This window comes from Bacillus sp. CH_70 (assembly GCF_038007045.1).
GTDB lineage: Bacteria > Bacillota > Bacilli > Bacillales > Bacillaceae_G > Bacillus_A > Bacillus_A cereus.
The window spans coordinates 4,802,457-4,826,574 of record NZ_JBBOWL010000001.1 but is presented as its reverse complement, the minus strand read 5'-3'; the positions used below and the strand labels follow the sequence as shown (position 1 = coordinate 4,826,574).

The following is a 24,118-nucleotide window of genomic DNA, read 5'->3' as shown; positions in this document are numbered from 1 at the left end:
TCGAGATAGTATGAGGTGAAGGATATGTTTAGAAAAGTTGATCATAAAAATATGGGCAGAGCAAATCATGGCTGGTTAAATACACATTTTCATTTTTCTTTTGCTAATTACTATAACCCAAATAACATGAACTTCGGAGCGTTACGTGTTATTAATGATGATCTAGTAGCGGCACAAACTGGTTTTGATATGCATCCGCACCGTGATATGGAGATTATTTCTTACGTTGTAGATGGTGCTTTAACACATGAAGACAGCATGGGAAATCGCGGAACGATTGAGCGTGGACATGTTCAATATATGAGTGCTGGCACGGGTGTATTTCATAGCGAGCATAATTTAGGAAATGAAACGCTGCGTTTATTACAAATTTGGATTTTACCAGACCGTGCGGATCATAAACCAAACTATGGTGAGTTTAAATTTGATTGGAGCAAGCGCGAAAATGAATGGTTCCATATGGTATCTTCAGTAGAAGGAAATGCACCAATTCAAATTCACCAAGATGCGAATTTATACTCCTTATCATTAGAGGCTGGAAAAGAAATTCATTTTCCAGTGAAAGAAGGCCGTCAATTGTACCTTGTACAAATTGAAGGAAGCAGTGTAATCAATGGTGAAAATCTTGTTATGCGTGATGCAGCAGAAGCGGTAGAAGAAGATATTCATATTGAAGCAAAAGAGCAATCACACTATTTAGCAATTGAATTGAAAAAATAATAAAATGCGTAAAAAAAAGAGGACATCCGATCGGATGTCCTCTTTTTTTGATTGGAATTGTCTGAAAAATGTTTCTCAAATTTTGGGTAGAGGTATCAGCTGTAAAAATCAGAATTGTATAAAAGTGTCAAAAATCTTTATGGGAATGGGGAATGTTATAGTGAAAAAGCAAGTCATTTCATCAGCATTAGCGTTAACTGTTATCACCGGGGGATTTGGAGCGTTTGGGGCAACGACAACGAAAGCGGAAGAACAAAAAATTCAATATCATCAAGAATTTAAAACACCTGCATACATAGGTGAAGAATGGAAAGCACCGGAAGGGCTAGATAAAAAAGAGACGGTCTTTCAATACTTAGAGAGTAAGAAAGATATGTTTAAATTAGCAGGAAATATTGAAAAGCATTTTAATATCGTTGGGGAAGAAAAAGACGCTGAATCTGATACGACACATGTAAAGCTAGTTGAGAAACATAATAACATTCCTGTGTACGGTTCTGATCAAACTGTTACACTTGATAAAGAGAATAATGTAAAAGCATTCTTCGGACAAGTTATTCCGAATTTAGATGATAAAAATATTCCTGCAGCTGCAAGCATTACTGCGGAACAAGCAGAAACAATTGCTAAGGCAGATATTGAGAAAGAAATTGGTAAAGTAAAGAGTTATGACGGTGTGAAAAAAGATTTATTTGTATATGAAAAGGACGGTAATTACTATCTTGCATACTTAGTTAAGGCATCGATTTCAAAACCAGCTCCAGGATATTGGCATTATTTTGTTGATGCAACGAATGGAAATGTTATTGAGAAATATAACGCTGTAGATAACATTACTGGATTTGGTTACGGAGTATTAGGTGCTAGACAATCATTTGAAATTGCTCAAGATACGAAAACAGGACAATTCAACTTGTTTGATGGTAAACGAGGACAAGGTGTTCATACATTTGATGCAGAAAATATGGACGAGAACTGGTTTAATTTATTCTCACAATGGCTTGGATATACAGGAGAAGAAGTTGAAAGTAAATCTAAGTTCTTCGAAGATAAAGCTGCAGTTGATGCGCATGTAAATGCAGGAAAAGTATATGATTACTACAAAAAGACATTTAATCGTAACTCTTTCGATGATAAAGGTGCGAAGCTTATTTCTACTGTTCACGTAGGGGAGAGCTGGAATAACGCAGCTTGGAATGGTGTGCAAATGATGTATGGTGATGGCGATGGAAAAACATTCATTCCATTATCTGCTGGACTTGATGTTATCGGTCACGAATTAACGCATGCTGTAACTGAACATACAGCAAACCTTGTTTACAAAAATGAGTCAGGGGCGTTAAATGAATCGTTATCTGACATTATGGGTGTTATGGTTGAGAAGAAGAGCTGGGATTTAGGTGCTGACATTTATACACCTGATAAACCAGGCGATGCACTTCGTTCACTAAAAGATCCAGCATCTATTCCAAACCCATTAAAACCAAGTGAAGGTTACCCAGATCACTATAGTAAACGTTATACTGGAACAGCTGATAATGGCGGCGTTCATATTAACAGTAGTATTAATAATAAAGCTGCTTATTTAGTATCTGAAGGCGGAGATCATTACGGCGTGAAAGTAACTGGAGTGGGCCGTGAAGCGACAGAAAAAATTTACTACCGTGCGCTTACGAAATATTTAACTGCAAACTCTGACTTCAAAATGATGCGTCAAGCTGCACTTCAGTCAGCTGAAGATTTATATGGTAAAAACTCTAAAGCTGTACAAGCTGTAACGAAAGCTTATGATGCAGTAGGCGTAAAATAATAAGAGAAAAAAACCTGACTAGAGTGTCAGGTTTTTTTTCTTTATCCCGCTAGTCGCGAATGCCTAATGCGATTTTCGCCATACGTGACATACGTTCTTTCGACCACGGTGGATTCCAAACGACATTTACTTCTATTTCATTAACTTCAGGTACGTTCGTTGATAATACTTTTTTAACGTCTGATACGATTTGCCCAGCCATTGGACAACCGATAGAAGTCATAGTCATCGTAATGACAGCATTATTATTTTCATCTGCTGTAACATCATACACTAATCCAAGATTAACGATATCAACACCTAGTTCAGGGTCAATAACAGCTTCTAAATTGGCAAATAATTTATTTTCAAATGCTTCTTGTGACATAAGCAGCCCCTCCTACAATTTAATGATATCGATTCTCATTATAACGGAAATGAGTATAATGTGCAGGAAATGAGCTCAAAAAAATATCCCTCTTTGAAAGGGGGATATTTTTTTGAAAATCTATTCTGTTTTAAAATGAGATACGAGTTGATCTAACTCTTCAACTGTTTGTTTCATTTTTCCAGCAGTTACTGCCATTTCATTCATAACGATAACCTTTTTTTCAGCAGATTGTGCCGTTGCGGCAGTTTCGCTGGATACTTCAGTCGAGATAGAAGCGATGTTATTAAGTGAAGCGTTCATTTCTTCAGCACTTGCAGCCATCTCTTCAGCAGTTGCTGATATATCTTGCATTTGAGTAGATACTTTATTTACTTGTTCTACAATTGTTGAGAAAGAAGTACCAGCTTCACGAATAACATTAATGCCTTCAAATGCTTCAGAACGGCCTTGAGACATCATAGAGCTAGCAGTTTCTGTATCATTTTGAATTTGATGTAGTAATTGATTAATGTCTGTTGCAGCTGTTTTAGATTGTTCAGCAAGTTTTCGAACTTCGTCAGCTACGACAGCAAATCCTTTTCCTTGCTCGCCAGCACGAGCTGCCTCAATAGAAGCATTTAAAGCAAGTAAGTTTGTTTGCTCAGCAATATTAGAAATAGATTGTACAGCAGTATCAATATATTTCGTATGAGTGATTAGACGTTCAACCACTTCTGACGTAGCATTTACAGCTTCGTGTATCGTTGTCATTTGTGAAACAGATTTTTGGATAACGGTACTTCCATCGCTAGCATGTTCAGATGTGGCAACAGCAAGTTCCGCTACAGATGAAGCAGATTCAGCAATACGCTGAACACTTACTGCCATATCGTCCATTGCAGTTGAACTTTCTTCCATACTAGAAGTTTGTGATTGAATACTTGCATTTAAGTTGGACATCGAGCTTTGGACTCTTACTGTCGCCTCACGTGAGGTATTCGTTTTTTCTAGCATATTTTCAGAAGCAGTTTGTACTTCCACTGATGTTTTTTGAACACGATTAATGATATGTTGTAGGTTTTCTAACATTTTATTAAATGATGTTGCGATAGCACCGATTTCATCGTTGCTATTTACTTGTAGACGTGCCGTTAAGTCACCTTCTTGAGAGGCTAATTCTTTTAGTTTTGTGTCAATTTGTTGAATTGGTTTCACAAGTTTACCAGAGAACCACCATGCAAGAATAATTGCAGCGACAATACAAATAACAAGTGATAAGAAAATAACATATTCGATTAAGAGTGCAGATTGGTCAATTTTTTCAATAGATTGTTCACGTAATTTAGCTTGTTCATTACTGTAATTTGTGAAGTCACCAATTACTTTATAGACAGTTCCGTTCTCTGAAGAAGCTACTTGTAAAGCTTCTTCCCATTTTTGTTCTTTTGCAAGAGTGAATACTTTTTCTTCAACGAACTTTCTCCAAGTAGACCCTAATTCCATTGTACTTTTTACGGACGAAGAAGCATTTGGATTAGAAAGAAGTTTATCTTTTGAATCCTCAAGACGTTTACTCATCTCATTAAACTTGTCTAATTCGACTTGATCATGTTGTAGTAAATAACCTCTTAAAGCAGAGAGCTGTACTTGATAAGCGTCTCCACGTTCTTTTAATTCTGTTGCCAGTGGAGAAATTTCTTTTTGTAATGTTTCAGCTTTACGAGATTGGTCAATAGCAAAAAATAAAATAAATGCTAAGGCGATACCGAATAAAGCGCAAATCGTTCCCATCATGAACATAAGTTTTTTTCTGATACTTACAAAATTCATATGATAAAAAGCCTCCTTTGTGAAATCTTAGTATTAGAATTAATAAATGTAAAAAATTGAAAGAAAGCTTTACTCCAGTTGGAATAAAGCTTTCTTATTTCCTTTAGGAATTATAGCAGACGGAATGAGAGATAGAAAGAGATATTTTAAAGTGAAAAAAGAGAGACTGTAAAACTTGCTTTCCTATACCTTTGAGTTCGTGTCATTTTCACTTTAAGCGTTTGTTTTGAAATGAGAAACGAGAACTTCAAGTTCTTGTACAATTGTTTTCATTTCAGATGATTTGTTAGCCACGATACTCATTTTGTTTACTTGATCACCAGCCGAATGTGCTGTTTGTGATGTTTCTGCAGCAACTTCGTTTGAAATAGAAGCGATATTATTTAAAGCTGCATTCATTTCTTCAGAGCTTGCAGCCATCTCTTCAGCAGTTGCAGACATTTCTTGCATTTGCGTAGAGACTTTGTTAATGTGGTTAACAATTTCTGAGAATGAAGATCCGGCGGTACGAATAACCGTAATTCCTTCAGAAGCCTCTGCTTGACCTTTTGTCATCATGTCATTTGCTATTTTAGTATCAGCTTGAATTTGATGCAGTAAATGGTTAATGTCAGTTGCGGCTAGTTGAGATTGTTCAGCAAGTTTTCTAACTTCATCGGCAACAACAGCGAATCCTTTACCGTGTTCACCAGCACGAGCTGCTTCAATAGAAGCATTTAAAGCAAGTAAATTTGTTTGCTCGGCGATATTCGAAATAGATTGAAGTGCAGTATCTATATGATTTGTATGTGTAATGAGTCGCTCAACTACTTGTGATGTAGCATTAACAGCTTCGTTAATTGTATGCATTTGTGTAATAGATTTCTCAATGACTTTATTCCCATCATCTGCTTTTTCTGAAGTTGTGACAGCTAAACTAGTAACAGAAGAGGCGGACTCAGCGATACGCTGAACACTCGTTGCCATGTCATCCATTGCGGTTGAACTTTCTTCAATGCTAGAAACTTGTGAACGAATATTGTGTTCAAGAGCATTCATAGTTTCTTGGGTCCTTGCGGTATTTTCCATAGAAGCGGTTGTTTCAATAAATACATTTTCGGAAGCTTCTTTTACACTTGTTGATGTTTGTTGAACTTGTTTTATTATATGCTGTAAGTTAGTGAGCATTTGATTAAAGGAATTTGCAATGTCACCAATTTCATCTTTACTCGTTACGTGTAATCTAGCCGTTAAATCTCCATCTTGAGAAGTTAATTCTTTTAACTTCTCATCAATTTGTCGAATTGGTTTAACGAGTTTACCAGAGAACCACCATGCTAATAAAATAGACGTTAATGTACATGTAATGAGTGAGAAGAAAATAATATATTGAATAAGTGATGAAGAAGACTCGACATCAGCAATTAATGCGTCACGTTTCTCATTTTCTTCATTTGTATATTTATTAAAACGACCTAAAAGATCATTTACATAATCTGTTTGTGCTAAAGCAATTCTAGATGCTTCGTCCCATTTTCCTTCACGCGCAAGAGGGAGTACCTCATTATCTATGACGCTACGCCATTTTCCTCCCATTAAAATGGCTTCTTTCATTCCTTCTGGGAGCTTTTTGTCACTTGTTACTTTCTCTCTAGTATCAGCTAATTTTTTCCCTTCTCGGTTGAACTTATCTAATCCTTTTTGATCATGTGATAGCAAATATTCTTGTAAACCAGCAACTTGTCCTTGGAACCAATCGCCACGTTCTTTTAAAATCGTCGCTCTTTTCGATACATCATTTTTTAACGTTTCGATTTCACTTGCTTGATTCATGGCGAATGAAAGAATAACAATAAGAGCAATGCTAAATAAAGAAGAAATGCTTAAGAGTGTGAACAGTAGTTTTTTTCGAATACTAACATATTTCATCGTTACCCCTACCCTCATTTAAACTGTTTATTATGATTTATAGATATTTAAAACGAAATTAATAAAAACATTATTATGAAGTTATTAATCTGTTCAATAAAAATTATAGCAGATAATGGAAGGAGTCAGATTGGTATTAGAAAAAGTTCTTAAAATGTATACATTTGCATATCATAAAATTCATAAATAAATATTAGAAATGCTATTGAAATTTGAAATGACATCATGTATACTTCTAATTAGTTGATAACGATTATCAGTATCAACTAAAAACATTACTCTTCGTTATGTTGGTCATACCCCTTTTTGACGACGTAAGTCAGAGACGAAATGTTGAAATATCTTGTGTCCTATTCTACAGAATTATGGTAATCTCCAACCTCAACTTATATGCGTGAGCATGCAAAAAGGATCCTATCCGTGAAGGGATCCTTTTTTGCATACTGTCGCAATTATTGTATATAGACCAGGGATACGTTCTTCGATTCCTTCTGGTGCAGTAGAAGGGAAGACCCATCTTTGATGAGATCCATGTTCTTCAACTAGTTTTTCAATTTTAAAACGTTCTTCCGCCAGTGTTGTAATGATTTCTCCTAGCGTCCAGCGACGGATGGTTGTTTTAGGTAGCGATTCTTTCTGTGCTTCTGTAAGAAGGATGCTATAAGCAACATCATCTTCAATTAATTCTTCATCGAAATAATTTCCACTTGCTCGAAATGATGGATGGTCTACTCCTAATAGCTTTGTGTATATTGGATGGTAATCGCGAAGGATAAGTATCCCACCTGGCTTTAGTAGTTGAGAAATTTTTTTGAAAAGTGGTTTTAAATCTAGAAAGTAATGAAGTACACCAAGCTCCAGTAATACGATATCAAATGATTTGGAGAGATTTACATCTAGTACATCAGAAACGATGTAATGAATAGAGACGTCTGCGGCGTCCGCAAGTTCATTTGCATATTTTGCATTACTTGCTGAAATATCAACAACTGTTACGTCAGAGCCTAAAAGGGCAAGTGCGACAGCTTTATTTCCTTTTGAGCCGAGTAAATTAATAATACGTCTTCCTTTTGGAGATTGTATGTAAGGTAAATAATGTGCTACTTCGCGTGTGGGATCTTCCATGATTTTTTTCGCATAATCCTCCGGTGCCCCATGGCGATTCGTCCAAGCTTCATAAGCAGCTGTATTCCAGCTTTTTTCATTTATAGTGCTTAGTTGTTTTGGGTTCAATGTTATCACTCCTTTTGTGAACGTATAGGTATTCGGCGGGAGGATGGGATTTCCTTTTCGTTCTGAATAAAAGTTTGATTTTTCTGTGATTAAGTCGTACAATACTTGTTATACGTAAAAGCGTTGAAAAGGAAAAGTAGGATGAACACATTCTTTCCAGAGAGCTTCGGTAGCTGAGAAGAAGCAAGAATATTCATTTGAACAATGGCCTTTGAGCTTCGTCCTGAACTTATCAAATGATAATAGTAGGCGGCGACGAGAGTTGGTACTCGTTATCAAAACCACAGTATAAGAGCATAGAGCTCCGTACTTGTTAAGGCTAATTATGTGAGTGATTGGCGAAATAAGGTGGTACCGCGACTGTTTATACAGCCCCGCCCTTATCTTTTTTAAGATAGGGGCGGGGCTTTTTATATTTTAAAGGAGGAATGTAAGATGAGTATTTTTATTGGGGGCGCTTGGCCATATGCGAATGGCTCATTACATCTTGGACATATTGCGAGTTTATTACCTGGAGACATTTTAGCGCGTTATTACAGGGCAAAAGGTGAGAATGTGCTGTATGTTTCAGGGAGTGACTGCAATGGAACACCGATTGCAATTAGAGCAAAACAAGAAGGTGTGACAGCAAAAGAAATTGCTAATAAGTATCATGAAGAATTTCAGCGATGTTTTCGTGATCTCGGTTTTACGTATGATTGCTATACACGTACCGATAGCGAGCATCATCATGAAACTGTTCAAAAAGTTTTTTTACGTTTATTAGAAGAAGGCTATATTTATAAAAAAACAGTGGAACAAGCGTATTGTGAAACGTGTACGCAGTTTTTACCGGATCGTTATGTAGAAGGAATATGTCCATATTGCCATGAAGCAGCAAGAGGAGATCAATGCGATGCTTGTTCTGCTATTTTAGATCCTCTTGATTTGTTAGAAAAGAAATGTAAGTTATGTGGTAGTACGCCATCTGTAGAGGAAACAGAGCATTTCTATTTTGCATTGCATACATTTCAGGAGCAAATTAAAAAAGTTGTAGAAATCGCAAAAGAAAAAGGAACATGGCGTGATAATGCAATTCAATTAACGGAAAGATATGTAAAGGAAGGGTTACAAGATAGGGCTGTATCAAGAGATTTACCAATCGGGGTATCAATTCCAGTGAAAGGGTATGAAGATAAAAAAATTTACGTATGGATTGAAGCAGTGGCAGGATATTATTCAGCGAGTAAACATTGGGCTGAAGAAACAGGAAAAGATGATCAAGAGTTTTGGAATAGCGATGCGCAAACATATTATGTACACGGCAAGGATAATATTCCATTTCACTCCGTCATTTGGCCAGCGGTATTACTTGGAATAGGGGAAGAAGCAATCCCACGTCATATCGTTTCGAATGAATATTTAACAGTTGAAAAAAGAAAATTATCTACAAGTAAAAACTGGGCAGTATGGGTGCCTGACATATTAGAACGCTATGATCCAGATTCTATCCGTTACTTCTTAACAGTAAATGCACCAGAAAATCGTGACACTGATTTTTCATGGCGTGAATTTATTTACAGTCATAATAGTGAATTGTTAGGAGCATATGGAAACTTCGTGAACCGCACATTAAAGTTTATTGAAAAATATTATGATGGCACTGTACCAAAGGGGACTATTGATATAGAGCTGAAAGATAAAGTAGAAGGATTATATAAAAATGTAGGAGAGGCGATTGAGCAAACTAAATTTAAGGTGGCGTTAGAGACAATATTTGATGCAATACGTTTTGCAAATAAATATTTTGATGAAAAGCAGCCTTGGAAACAAAGAGAAGATGATCCAGTTTCGTGTGAAGAAACGATTTATAACTGTGTGTATCTTATCGCTAATTTTGCAAATCTCCTTGAACCGTTTTTACCATTTTCAAGTGAAAGAGTTAGAAGCACATTGTCGATTATTAAACGAAATTGGGAACCGCAAAATACGTTGCCAAGTAGAATTGATAGCGTGCAGCCACTATTTGAGCGAATCGATGTAAAACAAATTGAGCATGAGGTAGGGAAGCTATATGGAGCGGTAAAGTGAAATATAGAAAAAGACCTTTCAAGTAAATGAAAGGTCTTTTGTTATGCAGTATGATTCTCTTTCTTATCTTTCAAAAAGAAAAGTACGGCAAGGATTACAAGAATAATAGCTGCAATATCATACGTTATTTTAAATGTAGTATTAAAGTTTAAGTACTCTACGAAAGGAGTTTTCACTGCTCCTGCATATATACAAACGGGAATGAGAAGTAAATCGTAAAATTTCTTTTCTTTCATATATCTTATTAGGAAGAAGATACACATAATAGCAAAAAATATGATACTTAAAATAGTCATTTATACCTCCAGATAAATTTACTTATTTTAATTGCAGTTATATCTTTTATATAAATTCTGTATTTTTTCAAGCGCTATGCACGCGATTGTGTTTCCTTTCTTTCCTAGCCGTAAGCAGCTGAGGAGTGAAAATCCCAACCAATATAAAAATAATACCAATCCACTGCATGAATGTTACGACTTCATGTACAAGTGTAATAGAAGCGATAATAGCAGTTGGTAATTCAGCTGCACCTAATATTGTACCGAGTCCTGTTCCAACCTTTGGTACACCGATTGAAAAACAAATGACAGGTACGACAACACCGAACAAGCCGAGGAAGAAAGCATATTTCCATAGGCCAGCTTGCAAAGCACCATCTGTTAAAAAGGTTGGCGGAAAGAATAGGCATACGATAAGAGTAGCACTTGTTGTCATAAGAAAGCTTTTCGTATAAGGCGGAACATCGGTAGCAACGCGTCCGCTTGCAAAAACATAGAATGAAAAAGAGACTGCAGCTAATAGTCCAAAGATAATCCCTTTTGTAGAAAAACTTTGTCCGAGGCCTTCAAATACACCACCTGCAAACAATGTACCAGCAAATAAAATAAGGATAGATATGATCTTATCGCGGCTTGGAAATGTTCGATTTGCAATTGCTTCGATAATGACACCAATCCAAGTGAACTGAAAGAGTAGGACGACAGCGATAGATGCGGGTAGTTCTTCTACAGAAATAGCGTAGAAAATTCCAGTCATACTCATTGTTGTTCCGACGGTTAGTAATGAAAAGAATTGTTTTTTTGTTACTTTATGACGTGAAAAGAAAAGAACGAGTAGAAATAGTCCAATCCATCCGAAGACATATTGTCCCCCTAATAGTTGATGTGCTGAAAATCCATTTATGAATCCGAGTTTGAAAATAGTTGAAAGTATGCCGTAGCTGCAAGCACCGAATAAAACGAGCAATGAATATTTAAACTTATCCATGAAAAATCCTCCTTTTAAGTAATAAAAAACGCCCGCTATCCAAATAAGGATAACGGGCGAACGAAACAGAGTAAGACACTCTACAAAATTCCGCCACTCACACATGAAGTATGAGTTTGGGGTATGTAATTATAGTGAATGTTACATTGCTTTTGGGAATACAATGGAGCATTTTACACCTTGAGCTGTGTTTTGTATCCCGTAAGGAAACTGATGTTTATCTAATATTTGTTTCACGATATATAATCCAAGACCACTACCTTGTACTAAACCGTGTTTATCAGGGTTTGCGCGATAGAAAGGCTCAAATAAATGAGCAAGTTTATCTTCATCAATTTGTGAACCTGTATTCAATACTTCTAATGCGTAACCGTTTGGTTTTTCATAAAGCTTTATATATACGTGCTGATGGTCAATTGTATAATGAATTGCATTTGAAATAATGTTAAAAATAGCAGTTTGAATAAATTTAGGATCAGCTAAAATTTGTACGTCGTGTTTAATATTAGATTGTACATTTAATTGTTTTACAGATACAAAGTAATCTACTTTCTTTATAACATCCTCAATAATATTAGATAAAGAAATGACTTCTAAATTCGGTTTAAATTGAGGGTTTTGTATTTTGGATAATTCCGACATTTTTTCCGTTAATATGTTAATGTCTTGCATCATCTCGTAGGAACGTTTCAAATACTTATCTCTATCTTTATAAGCTCCAATTCCGTGAATCATGCCATCTAGTTGTCCCATAACGGCTGCGATGGGTGTTTTTAATTCATGGGATACCATAGACATAAATTCTTTACGAGATTGTTCTAATTGTTGTTCCTTCTTGAGCTCATTTCTTAAATCTTGATTGCTTTCATGTAAATTCTTCACAATATTTGGTACTTGTGAAGCGGCTACTGACAAATTAAAATCTGTTTGATCTGTATTTTTGCTAAGTAGCTTTTTATCTGAGAAATCAAGATTCATAATATCTTTTAAAGCATCGCTCATATATTGAAAAGGTTTAGCAATTAGTTTTGCGTACATTAAAGATCCGAGTAGAGATAATGCAAGCATTGTCGCGCCAACCTGTGGAGCTAACTGCTGCAACGCATCTGCTAACTTTGGATTATCATTTGTATCATTTGTTTTACTTGCTGCATTTTGTGTATGTAAGGCATCATTATTAGCGGCTTTCTTTTCTGCTTCTGTAAGCTGATTAGAAGTGCTATTTTTCCCCGAAAGGTTTTGTGTATGTTCTTTTGCTTTTGCAGTTTGGCTAGGCTGCAAAAGGTGATTGATAGCTGCAGAAAGAGATTTATAATCTACAATAGAAGATTGGAAATTAGAAATGTTCCCTTCTGACACAGCTTTATTTTGATTCGTTTTACTTTGATCGTTTTGCTTATCTGAATCCGCCTGTTCTGTAGTCGGCGTTCCATTTTCTTTCGCAAAACGTTCTTTATCGTAGTTTGAAGCTAGAAAGTAAATAATTTGATAAAGACAAAGTGATAAAAGAATACAAAATAATAAGGTTTTGATGAAAATATTTTTGGTGATGTTGTCTTTACTACGATTCGATTTTGTAGCCAATACCTTTCACCGTTTTAATATAAGTAATTCCTAATTTTTTTCTTAAGTTTTTAATATGTGTATCTATAACTCTTACATCACCATAATGTTCATAGCCCCATACCTTATTCAACAAATCACTTCTTGATAATACTTTTCCTCGATTTTGCAGTAAAGTATAAATAATTTCAAATTCTTTTGTTGTCAATTCAATTTGATTACCATGAACATAAGCTGCATATGCTGTAGAGTTTAACATCAATTCATGGAATTGTAGTATAGTAGCAGCTTCTGCTTCCTTCGTTGCTGCCCTTCTTAATACAGCCTCTACACGCTTAATAAATACAGTGTAATGGAACGGTTTCGTAATATAGTCATCAATACCTAATTCAAATCCTTTAATTTCACTTTCTTCATTATGTAAGCCTGTTAACATAATGATTGGTACATCAGATTGTCCTCGCATAATTTTACAAATACTATAGCCATCTATATCTGGTAACATTACATCGAGGAGGACAAGATCATATGAATTTTTTTGGAAAAGAAGAATACCTTCTGTTCCAGCACCAACTACATCAACGGTAAAGTTTTGTGCCATTAGAAATTCACGAATAAGTTCTTGTATATCTGGGTTGTCTTCAATCACCAGTATATGCGTCATAGTAACACCTCCTAAATAACGCTTTTTACTGCAATATTCGAATTCATCATTTTTCGAGTGACTCAGATTGTTTATACATATAATAAGCCCCCGCTATAAAATAATCATGAAGGTAGCAAGGGGAATAGTTTAGTGTTACTGAATAGTTCAGAATTACAGTAGTTCTATTATAGTATGTATTATAAAATTTATAAAACATTATAACTGTATAATTTTAATATCTACGTTTATCAATGTTTAGATATTAGCTAATCAAATCTATTCCTATTATATATGTAAATACAGTTGTTTTGCTACTGTAAATGAATAAATAAAATAAGCCAAGACATAAAATTCTTGGCTACACATAAATCTTGTTTTTAGGCTATTTGACAGTGACAGTAGCTTGCTGCTGAACGCGCTCAAATAACCAGTGTATATCATTATTATACATACGAATACAACCAAGTGTTGTCCATTTGCCGATTGCTTGATTATTGTTAGTTCCGTGAATCGCATAAGTTGTTCCGTAAGTTCCTGCCATATTTAATCCAAGCCAACGGTCACCAAGTGGATTACGTGGATCCCCGCCTTTAATTTTGCCTGTATAATAAGGGCGGTTTTTAATTTTATTTACGATTTGAAAAGTGCCTTTAGGTGTAGGCGTTGCAGCTTTTCCAGTAGCGACAGTAAAACTTTTTATAAATTTTCCATCCTGATAATAATCCATTTTATTTAACTGAGTGTCTACAATTAATTGATCTTTCGTTGTAGCGGCCTCTGCGCTAGCGAATGGAAGAGTTAAAAATCCTAATGATAATAGTGCGCTTAATAATAATTTTTTCATTGTTATTCTCCTTTTACTATCGTAATAGTCTTACATACAATGAAGTTGTAATCCTCGTAATGCTTTATTTACATTTTCATCTAATGTTTCAAAGAATGTAGTGATTTTGCTGTTGTGTTTGTTGTTTTTATCAATAAGTAATCTTTCGTTTAATAAAAGCTCACCACGTAGTCCAAAACTTTGAACTTGAATATTTAGCTCATCTTCATTTTCAGAAATAATTGGTAAGAAATAGTGAAAAGCTTTCGTTGGAATGATGTAGCTTTTGCCAATCATGCTTTCTTGGTTTGAGTTAGTCCATTTTTTCGTGACAATTTTAATATTCTTTTTTGAAACGATAAAAGATAGTGTTGTAGATTTTGTTAAACTTACGTCAAATTCACTTGTTTCACATATGTGTAAATTAAAAACGGTTTCATTTTGATGAGATTCAACATTTGTATTAATAAAATCGTGCATTTTATATGCTTCCATTTCGTATTCACCCTTTTTTCAATTTCGAAAAACGACTTATATTTATTCAAATTAATGCTTAGTCATATATTAGTTAAATTTTTCAACAAATTCCGATATAATCTTACAATACGTATATGAAGCTAATATGAAGTTAGCATGAGTTTGTGGTGGTTTTTTATTGAGAACAAAATAAGAAAGGTTTTCCAGTGTTAAAAAATGGATAAAATTTGCATATTATTAATGCGTCTTTTTGTTATTTCGACTTAAAAAATGCTTTTAGCTACTTAATAAAGAACGGAAATCATTAGTGTGACCCTTACAAAAATGTAATAAAAATGTAAGCTATTGTGATAGTTATTTCGACAATTTTTTTATACAATAATAGTAAGAAGTTGTACGTGATTGAAAGGAGAGATGACATGGAATGGATTCATGAATTATTTCAGCAATACGGGTACTATGTTGTACTTGTAGGTTTGCTGTTAGAATATATTGCACTTCCGTTTCCGGGAGAGCCAACGTTAGCATATGCGGGATTTTTAGCACATAAGGGTGATTTAAGTTTACCGATTTTAATTATTCTATCCTTTATTGGGACAAGTGTAGGAATGACGATTCAATACTTTTTAGGAAATAAATTAGGTATGCCTTTCATTCAAAAGTATGGGAAATACGTATTTTTAACACAAAGAAAAATTGACTTAACGAGAATGTGGTTTGATAAGTATGGGTACTTCCTGATTTTTATTGGTTTCTTTATTCCTGGTGTACGTCATTTCACAGGATACTTTGCAGGAATTATTAATTTACCATTCCGTCGTTTTGCCATTACAATTTATTCAGGCGCTCTATTTTGGGTATCATTCTTCTTAATCGGTGGTTACTGGTTAGGTGGAAACTTACATGATATCTTTGGAGTGCTAGAAGGTCATATCGGTAAAATCATTTTTGGAGTTATTGTGATTGTAGCGGTTACGTTAGGTATTCGTTTCCGTAAGCAGTTAAAACGAGTATTACTACAAAACGCAAGCTAATATGAAATCCATTCTATGTCAGAATTTAGGAAGGCAGTGCAAAAGCACTGCCTTCTTTATTTTATCCCGCTATATGCCGGGCAGTAAGACCCCACCTCAAAATTCAGCGGAAGAAAAGAAGTTAGGTGGGGCCCTGCTGCCGGTAAAAGCCCGATTGGTGAGGGCTGATTAAAGTTTCATTTTATGTTCCAATCTATTTTAAATTTTCCTTTTAGCTGATTTCCGCTAACTATAATGTAATAAGTTCCTGTCTTAATTGCCGCGAAATGATATGTATTAGGGCCAGCTGGGGCTAAATAATTTTCTTTCTCTTGAAACTCACTAGCCATTTTTACGTCTCCCATGTAGCCATCCGGATTTTCAGCTCGTGATTCAATGCTGAATTCTAATATGTCACCTCGTCTTAGCTCAATTGGGACTTTATGTTCACCGCTAAAATGTTGAAAAGATGCTTCGAAAGAGTTTTCTGTTTTTGTTTCGACCCATTGTTCTTTTGATGTTCCAACCTTTTCTAAATCGATAAAGTTGATTGTGATAAATATAATAAGCATAATGCCTGGCACGACATATTGTATCCACTTAAATTTTGTTGCTATAACTGTACATAGGTAGAAAAAAAGAGAACACACTGCTCCAATTGATCCGAGAAACAAGAACTGTATTAGACTAGCTTCTTTAAATATTAGGAATGGAAGAGAAAATAAATAGCCGCAAAAAATATAAAGGCATAATGTCTTCAGTCTTGTATGTGTTTTTAATTTCAATTTATCGATGCAAATAGAACAAAAAATTGCATATGCCGCAAGAATAGGAACGAAGGGAACATATAGTAGTTCTCGTAATCCAGCTAAGAAACTATATAATGTTTGCTGATTAGTTGTTAAGAGAAGCGTGCTAATGAGTAATAATAACAAGAAAGTCGCTGTAAGCTTAGTAAGAATATAGGAAAAAGTAGATATTTTATTCATATGTCACTTCCTTTGTTTAATATTTCACATTCATTATATAGGTTATTTCCAACATAATACATCTTTATTTTTGTCAATTATTAACGTCAAAATGACAATTATAATTGACAAAGATAAGGATATTATTTACAATTTTAATTAAATAAATGAAAAAGAGGGAAGACATGAAGCTTCAAAATCGAGTGAGGGAATTGCGAGCAAAGCATCGTTTATCACAAGGGGATTTAGGGAAAGCGATTGGATCATCACGGCAAACGATTAGTTTAATTGAGCGCGGGGATTATGCACCATCTATCGTATTGTCGTTAAAAATCGCACAAATTTTCAATGTACCAGTGGAGGAAATATTTACGTTAGTAGAGGGGGAAGAGGACGATGAAGAGTAAGCGAAAAAAACAATTTGATTCTGTGGGGAAAATAGCAGTAAGTATGATGGGTGGCTTTTTAACGTCTTATATAGCTTTAAATTTACTCTCGGATGAACCGAGAAAATTATCATCTAATACATTTATAGGTATATGTGCTGTTTTTGGAATCTTAATGATGTACTATACTTGGAAGAATACGCGTATGTTAGCAGAGGCACGCGATGAAGAAGAGAGCGTACAAGGTAGGAAATTAGGCATTATAAGTATATATTTACGTGTAGGTGATATAGTTACGCAGGCATGGTTTGTATATGCAGTTATTACATGTAGACGTGCATTGTTGCAGGATACAAATGTTTCATTTGCGGTGTGGAATTTAGTAGTTTCTATTCTTTGTTTAACTACTGTAGTAATTATCGGACTCATAACAAAAAATCGTTATAACAAGCTATATCCTGAACAAGGTGTAACGTATATGGAATCTATGAAAATGTGGACGAAAAATGCAGATGAAGGATTAAAGCACATTGTGCATGAGGCTGGATATAAAGCGTATGAATTTACGAATACAATATTGACATATGTATGGTGGGCTGCCGTTATATATACAGCTGCTAGTGATATCGATTTTGTATTAATTGGCTTAATCTCATTTATTTGGATATTGCATCTCGGGAAGTTCATGTACGAAATGCAGAGAAAAATGATTTATTAAGGGGAGAAAAAGGTGGATATTTTAAGAAGGCCAGCTGGCTCAATGACAGTGGCGCTAATTCTGTCCATTTTATACGGAGTAATCCGAACTGGGAAATTAGAAGTAATTTTGAACCTATGGGCAATAGTTGGAATTTCATTGTTAGTGTTAGCCATTCATGAGCTAGGACATGTAGTATTTGGTGTAATAGGTGGTTTAACATTTAAATTTATGACAGTAGGACCCATTACTATTCAAAAAGAAAAGGGAAAATTACGCATTCGAGAAAATAAATTATGGGCGTACTTTGGAGGCGTTGCAACACTAGTACCACCTTCTATAGAGACACCGAATCTTTCGGAAAAATGGGCGTGGCTCACTTTAGGTGGACCGATTACGAGTTTACTATTTGGTATTACTTCCGGTTACATATACATGGTGAGTTATTATCAATATCTTTTATATTTTTCCTTTTTCCATTTTGCAATCTTTGTGGTTACAATTGTGCCGATAAAAGGAATGCTTATGAGTGATGGGATGCAATTTCTTATTTTAATTAAAGATGATGAAAGAGCTAGAAATCACTTATATGAGATTCAAATATCGAGTGAGTTATTTAGTTATAAAAGACCGAAAGATTGGGATGAAAGATTAGTAGAATTGAGTGAGGAGAAAATAAAAGAGAATAAAGGGATAAGAGAGATAATGAGTAGACTTATGCTCGTCTTTTTTGCTCGTGCAGATCAAGAGGGAATGGAAAGAGCGATACCGTATATAGAACGAATTGTTCAACTACCTGTAACGAAAGAAAATAAGTTTTTCGTTAGTAGTTTTCATAGTTGGTACCTTTTATATAAAGCTCTTTATCAGATGGATAGTCTTTCGTTGCAAGAAGCAAAGGAACATGCAAAGGCTATTACAAAAATGGACCTAAGTGGATATTACCGTACACAAGGAATTATTAAATATGTAGAGGGCAATATGGAAGCGTCCCGTACTTATATGAAGAAAGCTGATCAAGAATTAAAGAGCGCCGAGAAGAGTGAAATGGGATATTTACAATTAGAAAGAGAATGGTTTAAGCAGCTGAAAGAGAGGGTATCTTACGATGGGTGAGGTATCCTCTTTTTTATATGTCATCTTATGCCGTTCCATAAACAGCCTAGGGCGAGTAAAATGAGATAAGAAGAGCAAAGCTTGGAGGAAGTAAATATGGAAATTTTATCAATTATTTTAATAGTCTTGCTCATTTATGTTGTTTTTAAAGTAGCATATGTAGCATTAAAGATACTCGCGATCCTATTAATTATCTTTTTAATCGTAGAGTTCGGCAGTAAGTTGCTTGGGGGATAGGGTATGTTGTGCGTTTTGAGTGTCGAAGGTTGTCGGTAAATCGATATCTTGTGTCGAAGCGTCGATATAATGAAAAAATCGTTGATATAAGTGGAGAAACGATCGATATATTTGAAAAATCGTTGATATATTTTAGTGAATACGAAGTGGGGTATATGGAAAAGAAGTTGCCGTGAGGGTAACTTCTTTTTATCGTGATGCGGGGATATGCAAACCAACATAAAAAAGCTGGAAGAGTATCTTCCAGCTTAAGAGTTACTTTCGATTTGGCGACCGCTATCTTCTTCATTGTCTTGTAATAGGTTGAATACGTCTGCTAAGCAGAATGCAATGAACCAAGTCCATAGACCGTGGAAGAAAGCTGAGCTTAATTGAAGTGGTAATGTATAGTTTGTCATTGAGTAGGAAATACATCCACCAACGATTCCGATCATTGTTAATAACATTGTTTTTTGAGCATTTTCTTCTGGATTGAAGAGGAAGTAAATGTATCCGCCTAAAATTGAAGCGCTTACAAGTGTTTCGATTCCATTAAAAATGATATTCTCTCCAAGCTGTGTGTTTGTCCAGAAGCAGATTGTTCCGCCGATAATAGCAAACAGGACAGCTATTGTATATCGTATATATTGATTCATATGTTCATCTCCTTATGTAATAAGATGATTTGGAAGTCAAAAAGGTAGGTATAGTATATTGAAGTGAGTTTTAATTGTACGTATCTTTTTATAAAAAGATCATTGAAGAGTAACTAAGATGATCGGTTGTTTAAACCGTTACGTGTATGGTGTCTGAAATATACCCGACTGCTCGTTTCTTTTTGCTTGTAAAATAAGAGAAACTTCCAAGTCTATATACTCTTTTTTTGTGAGTCTGCTTTCATTATAACACATTTAGAGACATAATAATAGAATTATCTGATTTTGTAATAAGTGTAAAAAATAAAAAGCGCAAGGAAATACCATTAACGGTGCAGTTTAGTGGAAGAAGGATTTTAATTTATTATGATGAAATATGTAATCAAGGTGAGATCTAAGAAGGAGGCTTAAATACTATAAAAAATGTTTTATAGTATGAATGTAAGGGAGGAGAGCTAACTTGGAGTTCACAACAGAAAGATTAATAATTAGACCTTTTAAGAGTACTGATTTACAGGATGTATTTGTTATTTATAATAGTGATGATACATGTAAGTTCCTATTACATAATAAGTGGACTCATGAAGACATGCAGAAAAGATTTAATAAGAAGTTAGCAAATAATGTACTTACTAAAGAATCAATATTAAGTTTGGCAGTTATATACAAAACTAAAGTAGTTGGTGATTTATCCGTATGGTACACAAATATGAAAGACACTGTTGAGATTGGTTATAGTTTTTCAAATGAAGTAGCTGGGAGAGGTTTGGCGACAGAAGCAGTAAGTAGTTTGGTATTGAAATTATTTAATGAATTTAATGTACATCGTATACAGGCTAATCTTGATGCACGTAATACAGCTTCACAAAAATTGTGTGAACGAATAGGCATGAGAAAGGAAGCCCATTTCATACAAGATTTTTGGAATAAAGATGAATGGACAGATAGTATTGTATATGGGATGCTATCCTCCGATTTGTAGTAATAAACTTAGTGATTTTATTATGCTAAAAGGTACGTGAGTTGAATAACAAAGGGCATAACATATTATATATGACTAATATGTTATGCCCTTTAATTTATTAACCTTTTTTATATGCGTTTGAAACGGCCGACAATTTCAACTGTTTCAGTAATGTTCATAAATGCTTTGTTATCCACTTGACGGATAATACGTTTCATTTCGCCTAACTCATAGCGAGTCACGACAGTGTAAATCATTTTTTTCTTATGGTTTGTATAGCCGCCGACAGCGTCTACCATTGTCACCCCGCGTATGCCGTGATGTAGTAGTGCGCTTTTTATTTCCTCACCTTTTTCTGTAACTGTCATTATTGTTAATTTAATATGTTTCGTATGCACAGCATCGATAACTTTGCTGACTACAAACCGGCTAATTAACGTATAAAGTGTAATATCCCATCCGAAAATAAAACCTGCTGCAACAAGTAAGACTAAGTTGAATACAAAGATGATTGCTCCAATTGAAATATCTCGATGTTTCGCTACAATCAATCCAACAACATCAAAGCCACCTGTTGAAGAAGCAAATCGGAATATGATTCCGGAAGCTGCTCCGCAGATTACACCACCGAATACAGAAGATAGTAAAATATCGTCTGAAACCTGGTGTACAGGGATAATGTTCATCGCTAACGATGATACAGCTACAAAGTAAGCTGTTAAAAAGGTTGTCTTCTTGCCTAAGTAAAAGTGACTTAAAATAAGAAGAGGAATGTTTAGTAAAAAGATAAGTGCACCGATATTGTAGTGCATTAAATAACCGATAATCATCCCTACACCAGCGAATCCACCGCTAATCATGTTATGCGGGATAAAAAACATATTCATAGAAATTGCATACAAAATAGAAGCTATAAAAATAACAACCAACTGTATCATAAATTCTAAGTGAAATGTTTTAGCTGCTGGGAAGGATAAAAAGGCGGTGTCGGGAACGTAATCGGCGTCTCCTAGTTGACCCATAGTATGTTTCATCTCCATATTCATTTTTGATTACAAGAAGAGAATAAAGGTTTTTTCAAAAACTGGCAATAGTTTTATTATAATGCAAAAATTTTATAAATTTCTAATAAATCAAGCCTATTCATTGATGTGTGTGAATATACTAAAGAAAGCGAATACAACGTTTCTTAATTATTATTTTCTTGAGAAAATATGCAAAATACTTTTTTTGAAAATAAAAGGAAATAGAGAATGTTTGCCTAATGTGCTAAAATGACCTTATTAAGGATGTGAAGCGATGGAATTTTTATTGCAGGATGCAATTCTATATATATCGTTTGTAACGACGGCACTTTGTTTATTAGAAGTTTTCTTCCTTGCTAATGTTTCTCGCTTTGTGCGTCAACAAGCGTCAAGCGGTAGACAAAGAGCTTTTGCGCTAGTTGATACATGTGAAGATAGTGCGGGAAATGTACCGCTATTTTCTATTTTTTATAAATATGGAATGATTCGTTCTGTACGCAGACAAGAATCAAGTGAAGAGAATGACGAGGTCGGTCCGTATACACCAATGTTTCGCTAAATAATTACGAAACATTGGAGGAATGAACATGTTAAAATCATACCGAGCTGTGCTCGTTAGTTTATCATTATTATTTGTTTTTGTTTTATCTGGTTGCAGTAATGCAGCCCCAATTGATGCACATAGTACTGGGATTTGGGATCATTATTTTGTATATCCAATCTCGTTTATGATTCAATTTGTTGCTCATCATATACCTGGAGCTAGCTTTGGGATTGCTATCATTATTATGACGCTCGTTATTCGTTCAGCAATGATTCCATTAGCTGTTTCGCAATATCGCAGCCAAGCGAAAATGAAGAAAATGCAACCTGAACTGCAGAAGCTAAAGAAAAAGTACGGTGATGTAAGCAAAGACCTTGAAAAACAAAAGCAGTATCAAAAAGAAATGTCAGAACTAATGAAATCAGGCGGTTGGAATCCACTTGCTGGTTGCTGGCCATTATTAATACAAATGCCGATTTTCTCTGCTTTGTATTATGCGATTAGCAGAACGGAAGAGATTCGCACATCTTCGTTTTTATGGGTGAACCTAGGACATGCAGATCCATATCATATATTACCGATTATTGCAGCGTTAACGACATTTATTCAGATGAAAGTTTTCCAATCGAATATTACACCTGGAGAACAAGTACAGATGCTAAAGATGCAGCAAATTATGATGCCGGCAATGATTCTATTTATGGGGTTTGCGGCGCCATCAGGACTTGTGTTGTACTGGATAACAGGTAACTTATTTACAATGACACAAACAATTGTATTAAGAAAAATAATGGAACGTGAAGAGTTACAATTACAAAAAGCATAGAGAAACACCGCTCATTACGAGCGGTGTTTTTTTGTTAAGTCGTTAAGGAAATGTTAAGAAACCGACATTACTATAGGCATTGTATACGAAAGTGTACATGCATTAGAAATATGAAGGAGGAAATTTCCTATGAAGAAGAAAACAGTTGGGTATTTAGCGATTGCAGGTGCGTTATCATTCGGAATCATTGGAGGAGTCGGTATTCCGGCATTCGCGGCAACGAATACTCCAGCAGTGGATCAGCCTGCAAAAACGGCGAAAAAGGATTTGGATGACGCTACAAAACAAAAAGTAAAAACAATTATGGACGATACAAAGAAACAGTTAGAGGAACTAGGTGTAAAGCTTCCAGAGAAAGAGAAGCGTAAAGACATGTTTGCAGGATTAGATGAACAGGCGAAAGAAAAAGCGAAGTCCATTTTAGAGCAAGAGAAATCCGGAAAACTAACACGTGAACAAGCAAAAGAGGAATTAACAAAGCTAGGCGTGAAAATGCCGGAGAAAGGTAAGCATGGAGACATGTTTGCAGGATTAGATGAACAGGCGAAAGAAAAAGCGAAGTCCATTTTAGAGCAAGAGAAATCTGGAAAATTAACACGTGAACAAGCGCAAGAGGAATTATCAAAGTTAGGTGTGAAAATGCCAGAGAAAGGTAAGCGTAAAGATATGCTTGCTAATTTAGATGAACAGACGAAAGAAAAAGTGAAGTCAATTTTTGAGCAAGAAAAATCCGGAAAATTAACGCATGAGCAAGCAAAAGAAGAATTAACGAAGTTAGGCGTGAAACTCCCAGAGAAAAAGAAGCATGAAGACATCTTTGCAGGATTAGATGAAGCAACAAAAGCAAAAGCAAAAGCGATTTTAGACAATGAAAAGAAACAATTAGAGGCATTGAATGTTGATTTACCGCACCATAAGTTTTTTATGAAAAAAGAAGATAAATAATTGAATGAAGTCGTATCTTTCGTGTGGGCAACAGGAAGGTACGTGCAAGGGCCGATTTCTATAAGTA

25 protein-coding genes and 1 other annotated feature are annotated in these 24,118 nt (G+C 35.1%); of the genes, 12 read left to right on the top strand and 13 right to left on the bottom strand.

Features of this window, described 5'->3' with window-relative positions:
- Positions 1–24 precede the first annotated feature (24 nt).
- Complete coding sequence (locus N2V79_RS24805) at positions 25–720, top strand: pirin family protein (RefSeq protein WP_053563404.1); 696 nt, start codon at positions 25–27, stop codon at positions 718–720.
- Between the two features lie 160 nt (positions 721–880).
- The gene (locus N2V79_RS24800) at positions 881–2,530 is read left to right on the top strand and encodes a M4 family metallopeptidase (protein WP_053563405.1); all 1,650 of its coding nucleotides are present in this window, start codon (positions 881–883) and stop codon (positions 2,528–2,530) included.
- A gap of 49 nt (positions 2,531–2,579) precedes the next feature.
- On the opposite strand, the gene N2V79_RS24795 is transcribed toward N2V79_RS24800, so the two are convergent.
- The 4 genes from N2V79_RS24795 to N2V79_RS24780 form a co-directional block, all read right to left on the bottom strand.
- Entirely contained in the window at positions 2,580–2,897 is a 318-nt protein-coding gene (locus N2V79_RS24795) for a metal-sulfur cluster assembly factor (RefSeq protein WP_000076418.1), read from the bottom strand.
- A 120-nt stretch (positions 2,898–3,017) separates the two neighbouring features.
- The gene (locus N2V79_RS24790) at positions 3,018–4,709 is read right to left on the bottom strand and encodes a methyl-accepting chemotaxis protein (RefSeq protein WP_001012193.1); all 1,692 of its coding nucleotides are present in this window, start codon (positions 4,707–4,709) and stop codon (positions 3,018–3,020) included.
- Between the two features lie 213 nt (positions 4,710–4,922).
- Positions 4,923–6,617, bottom strand: coding sequence for a methyl-accepting chemotaxis protein (locus N2V79_RS24785; protein WP_340720282.1), 1,695 nt, complete (start codon positions 6,615–6,617; stop codon positions 4,923–4,925).
- A gap of 414 nt (positions 6,618–7,031) precedes the next feature.
- Complete coding sequence (locus tag N2V79_RS24780) at positions 7,032–7,850, bottom strand: class I SAM-dependent methyltransferase (RefSeq protein WP_197242275.1); 819 nt, start codon at positions 7,848–7,850, stop codon at positions 7,032–7,034.
- Between the two features lie 114 nt (positions 7,851–7,964).
- Positions 7,965–8,235: a binding site (T-box leader), on the top strand.
- Positions 8,236–8,285: 50 nt separating this feature from the next.
- On the opposite strand from N2V79_RS24780, the gene metG reads away from it, so the two are divergent.
- Positions 8,286–9,920 carry a methionine--tRNA ligase gene (gene metG / locus N2V79_RS24775; protein WP_168410389.1) on the top strand — a complete coding sequence of 545 codons (1,635 nt, stop codon included), beginning with the start codon at positions 8,286–8,288 and terminating at the stop codon, positions 9,918–9,920.
- 41 nt (positions 9,921–9,961) lie between these two features.
- Here metG and N2V79_RS24770 read toward each other — a convergent pair whose 3' ends face one another.
- The 6 genes from N2V79_RS24770 to N2V79_RS24745 all read right to left on the bottom strand — a co-directional run bounded on the left by N2V79_RS24770 (position 9,962) and on the right by N2V79_RS24745 (position 14,713).
- Positions 9,962–10,216 (bottom strand): hypothetical protein, encoded by a 255-nt coding sequence (locus N2V79_RS24770; RefSeq protein WP_000154123.1) that lies wholly within the window; start codon positions 10,214–10,216, stop codon positions 9,962–9,964.
- 67 nt (positions 10,217–10,283) lie between these two features.
- Positions 10,284–11,186, bottom strand: coding sequence for an EamA family transporter (locus tag N2V79_RS24765; RefSeq protein WP_000357148.1), 903 nt, complete (start codon positions 11,184–11,186; stop codon positions 10,284–10,286).
- Between the two features lie 141 nt (positions 11,187–11,327).
- Complete coding sequence (locus N2V79_RS24760) at positions 11,328–12,770, bottom strand: sensor histidine kinase (RefSeq protein ID WP_088023116.1); 1,443 nt, start codon at positions 12,768–12,770, stop codon at positions 11,328–11,330.
- On the bottom strand, positions 12,748–13,413 hold the full coding sequence (locus tag N2V79_RS24755; RefSeq protein WP_000148834.1) for a response regulator transcription factor: 666 nt from the start codon (positions 13,411–13,413) through the stop codon (positions 12,748–12,750). The genes N2V79_RS24760 and N2V79_RS24755 overlap by 23 nt, the downstream gene beginning before the upstream one ends.
- A gap of 364 nt (positions 13,414–13,777) precedes the next feature.
- Positions 13,778–14,239, bottom strand: a complete 462-nt coding sequence (locus N2V79_RS24750; RefSeq protein WP_000735058.1) for a L,D-transpeptidase — start codon at positions 14,237–14,239, stop codon at positions 13,778–13,780.
- Positions 14,240–14,269: 30 nt separating this feature from the next.
- On the bottom strand, positions 14,270–14,713 hold the full coding sequence (locus tag N2V79_RS24745) for a DUF3978 family protein (RefSeq protein WP_000388762.1): 444 nt from the start codon (positions 14,711–14,713) through the stop codon (positions 14,270–14,272).
- Between the two features lie 401 nt (positions 14,714–15,114).
- Between N2V79_RS24745 and N2V79_RS24740 the strand changes: the two genes are divergently transcribed.
- Positions 15,115–15,729, top strand: a complete 615-nt coding sequence (locus tag N2V79_RS24740; protein WP_000454754.1) for a DedA family protein — start codon at positions 15,115–15,117, stop codon at positions 15,727–15,729.
- A 176-nt stretch (positions 15,730–15,905) separates the two neighbouring features.
- Here the strand turns inward: N2V79_RS24740 and N2V79_RS24735 are convergent, their stop codons facing one another.
- Positions 15,906–16,697 (bottom strand): hypothetical protein, encoded by a 792-nt coding sequence (locus N2V79_RS24735; RefSeq protein ID WP_060634752.1) that lies wholly within the window; start codon positions 16,695–16,697, stop codon positions 15,906–15,908.
- Positions 16,698–16,861: 164 nt separating this feature from the next.
- On the opposite strand from N2V79_RS24735, the gene N2V79_RS24730 reads away from it, so the two are divergent.
- The 4 genes from N2V79_RS24730 to N2V79_RS24715 all read left to right on the top strand — a co-directional run bounded on the left by N2V79_RS24730 (position 16,862) and on the right by N2V79_RS24715 (position 19,112).
- Positions 16,862–17,083, top strand: a complete 222-nt coding sequence (locus tag N2V79_RS24730; RefSeq protein WP_000776168.1) for a helix-turn-helix transcriptional regulator — start codon at positions 16,862–16,864, stop codon at positions 17,081–17,083.
- Positions 17,073–17,780, top strand: coding sequence for a DUF3169 family protein (locus N2V79_RS24725; RefSeq protein ID WP_197242273.1), 708 nt, complete (start codon positions 17,073–17,075; stop codon positions 17,778–17,780). The genes N2V79_RS24730 and N2V79_RS24725 overlap by 11 nt, the downstream gene beginning before the upstream one ends.
- Before the next feature lie 42 nt (positions 17,781–17,822).
- A complete protein-coding gene (locus N2V79_RS24720) occupies positions 17,823–18,875 on the top strand; it encodes a hypothetical protein (protein WP_197242349.1) in 1,053 nt (350 codons plus the stop codon).
- Positions 18,876–18,971: 96 nt separating this feature from the next.
- On the top strand, positions 18,972–19,112 hold the full coding sequence (locus tag N2V79_RS24715) for a DUF3985 family protein (protein ID WP_000404758.1): 141 nt from the start codon (positions 18,972–18,974) through the stop codon (positions 19,110–19,112).
- Between the two features lie 248 nt (positions 19,113–19,360).
- On the opposite strand, the gene N2V79_RS24710 is transcribed toward N2V79_RS24715, so the two are convergent.
- A complete protein-coding gene (locus tag N2V79_RS24710) occupies positions 19,361–19,747 on the bottom strand; it encodes a DUF3938 domain-containing protein (RefSeq protein ID WP_001077773.1) in 387 nt (128 codons plus the stop codon).
- Positions 19,748–20,207: 460 nt separating this feature from the next.
- Here N2V79_RS24710 and N2V79_RS24705 point away from each other — a divergent pair, with 460 nt between their 5' ends.
- Positions 20,208–20,729, top strand: coding sequence for a GNAT family N-acetyltransferase (locus tag N2V79_RS24705; RefSeq protein ID WP_000397315.1), 522 nt, complete (start codon positions 20,208–20,210; stop codon positions 20,727–20,729).
- Positions 20,730–20,839: 110 nt separating this feature from the next.
- On the opposite strand, the gene N2V79_RS24700 is transcribed toward N2V79_RS24705, so the two are convergent.
- Positions 20,840–21,733, bottom strand: coding sequence for a YitT family protein (locus tag N2V79_RS24700; protein WP_000530043.1), 894 nt, complete (start codon positions 21,731–21,733; stop codon positions 20,840–20,842).
- 277 nt (positions 21,734–22,010) lie between these two features.
- Here N2V79_RS24700 and N2V79_RS24695 point away from each other — a divergent pair, with 277 nt between their 5' ends.
- The 3 genes from N2V79_RS24695 (at position 22,011) to N2V79_RS24685 (ending at position 24,051) form a co-directional block, all read left to right on the top strand.
- Complete coding sequence (locus tag N2V79_RS24695; protein WP_000394930.1) at positions 22,011–22,295, top strand: hypothetical protein; 285 nt, start codon at positions 22,011–22,013, stop codon at positions 22,293–22,295.
- Positions 22,296–22,323: 28 nt separating this feature from the next.
- On the top strand, positions 22,324–23,106 hold the full coding sequence (gene yidC / locus N2V79_RS24690; RefSeq protein ID WP_000920524.1) for a membrane protein insertase YidC: 783 nt from the start codon (positions 22,324–22,326) through the stop codon (positions 23,104–23,106).
- Between the two features lie 129 nt (positions 23,107–23,235).
- A complete protein-coding gene (locus N2V79_RS24685; protein ID WP_340720281.1) occupies positions 23,236–24,051 on the top strand; it encodes a hypothetical protein in 816 nt (271 codons plus the stop codon).
- The last annotated feature ends 67 nt before the right edge of the window (positions 24,052–24,118 follow it).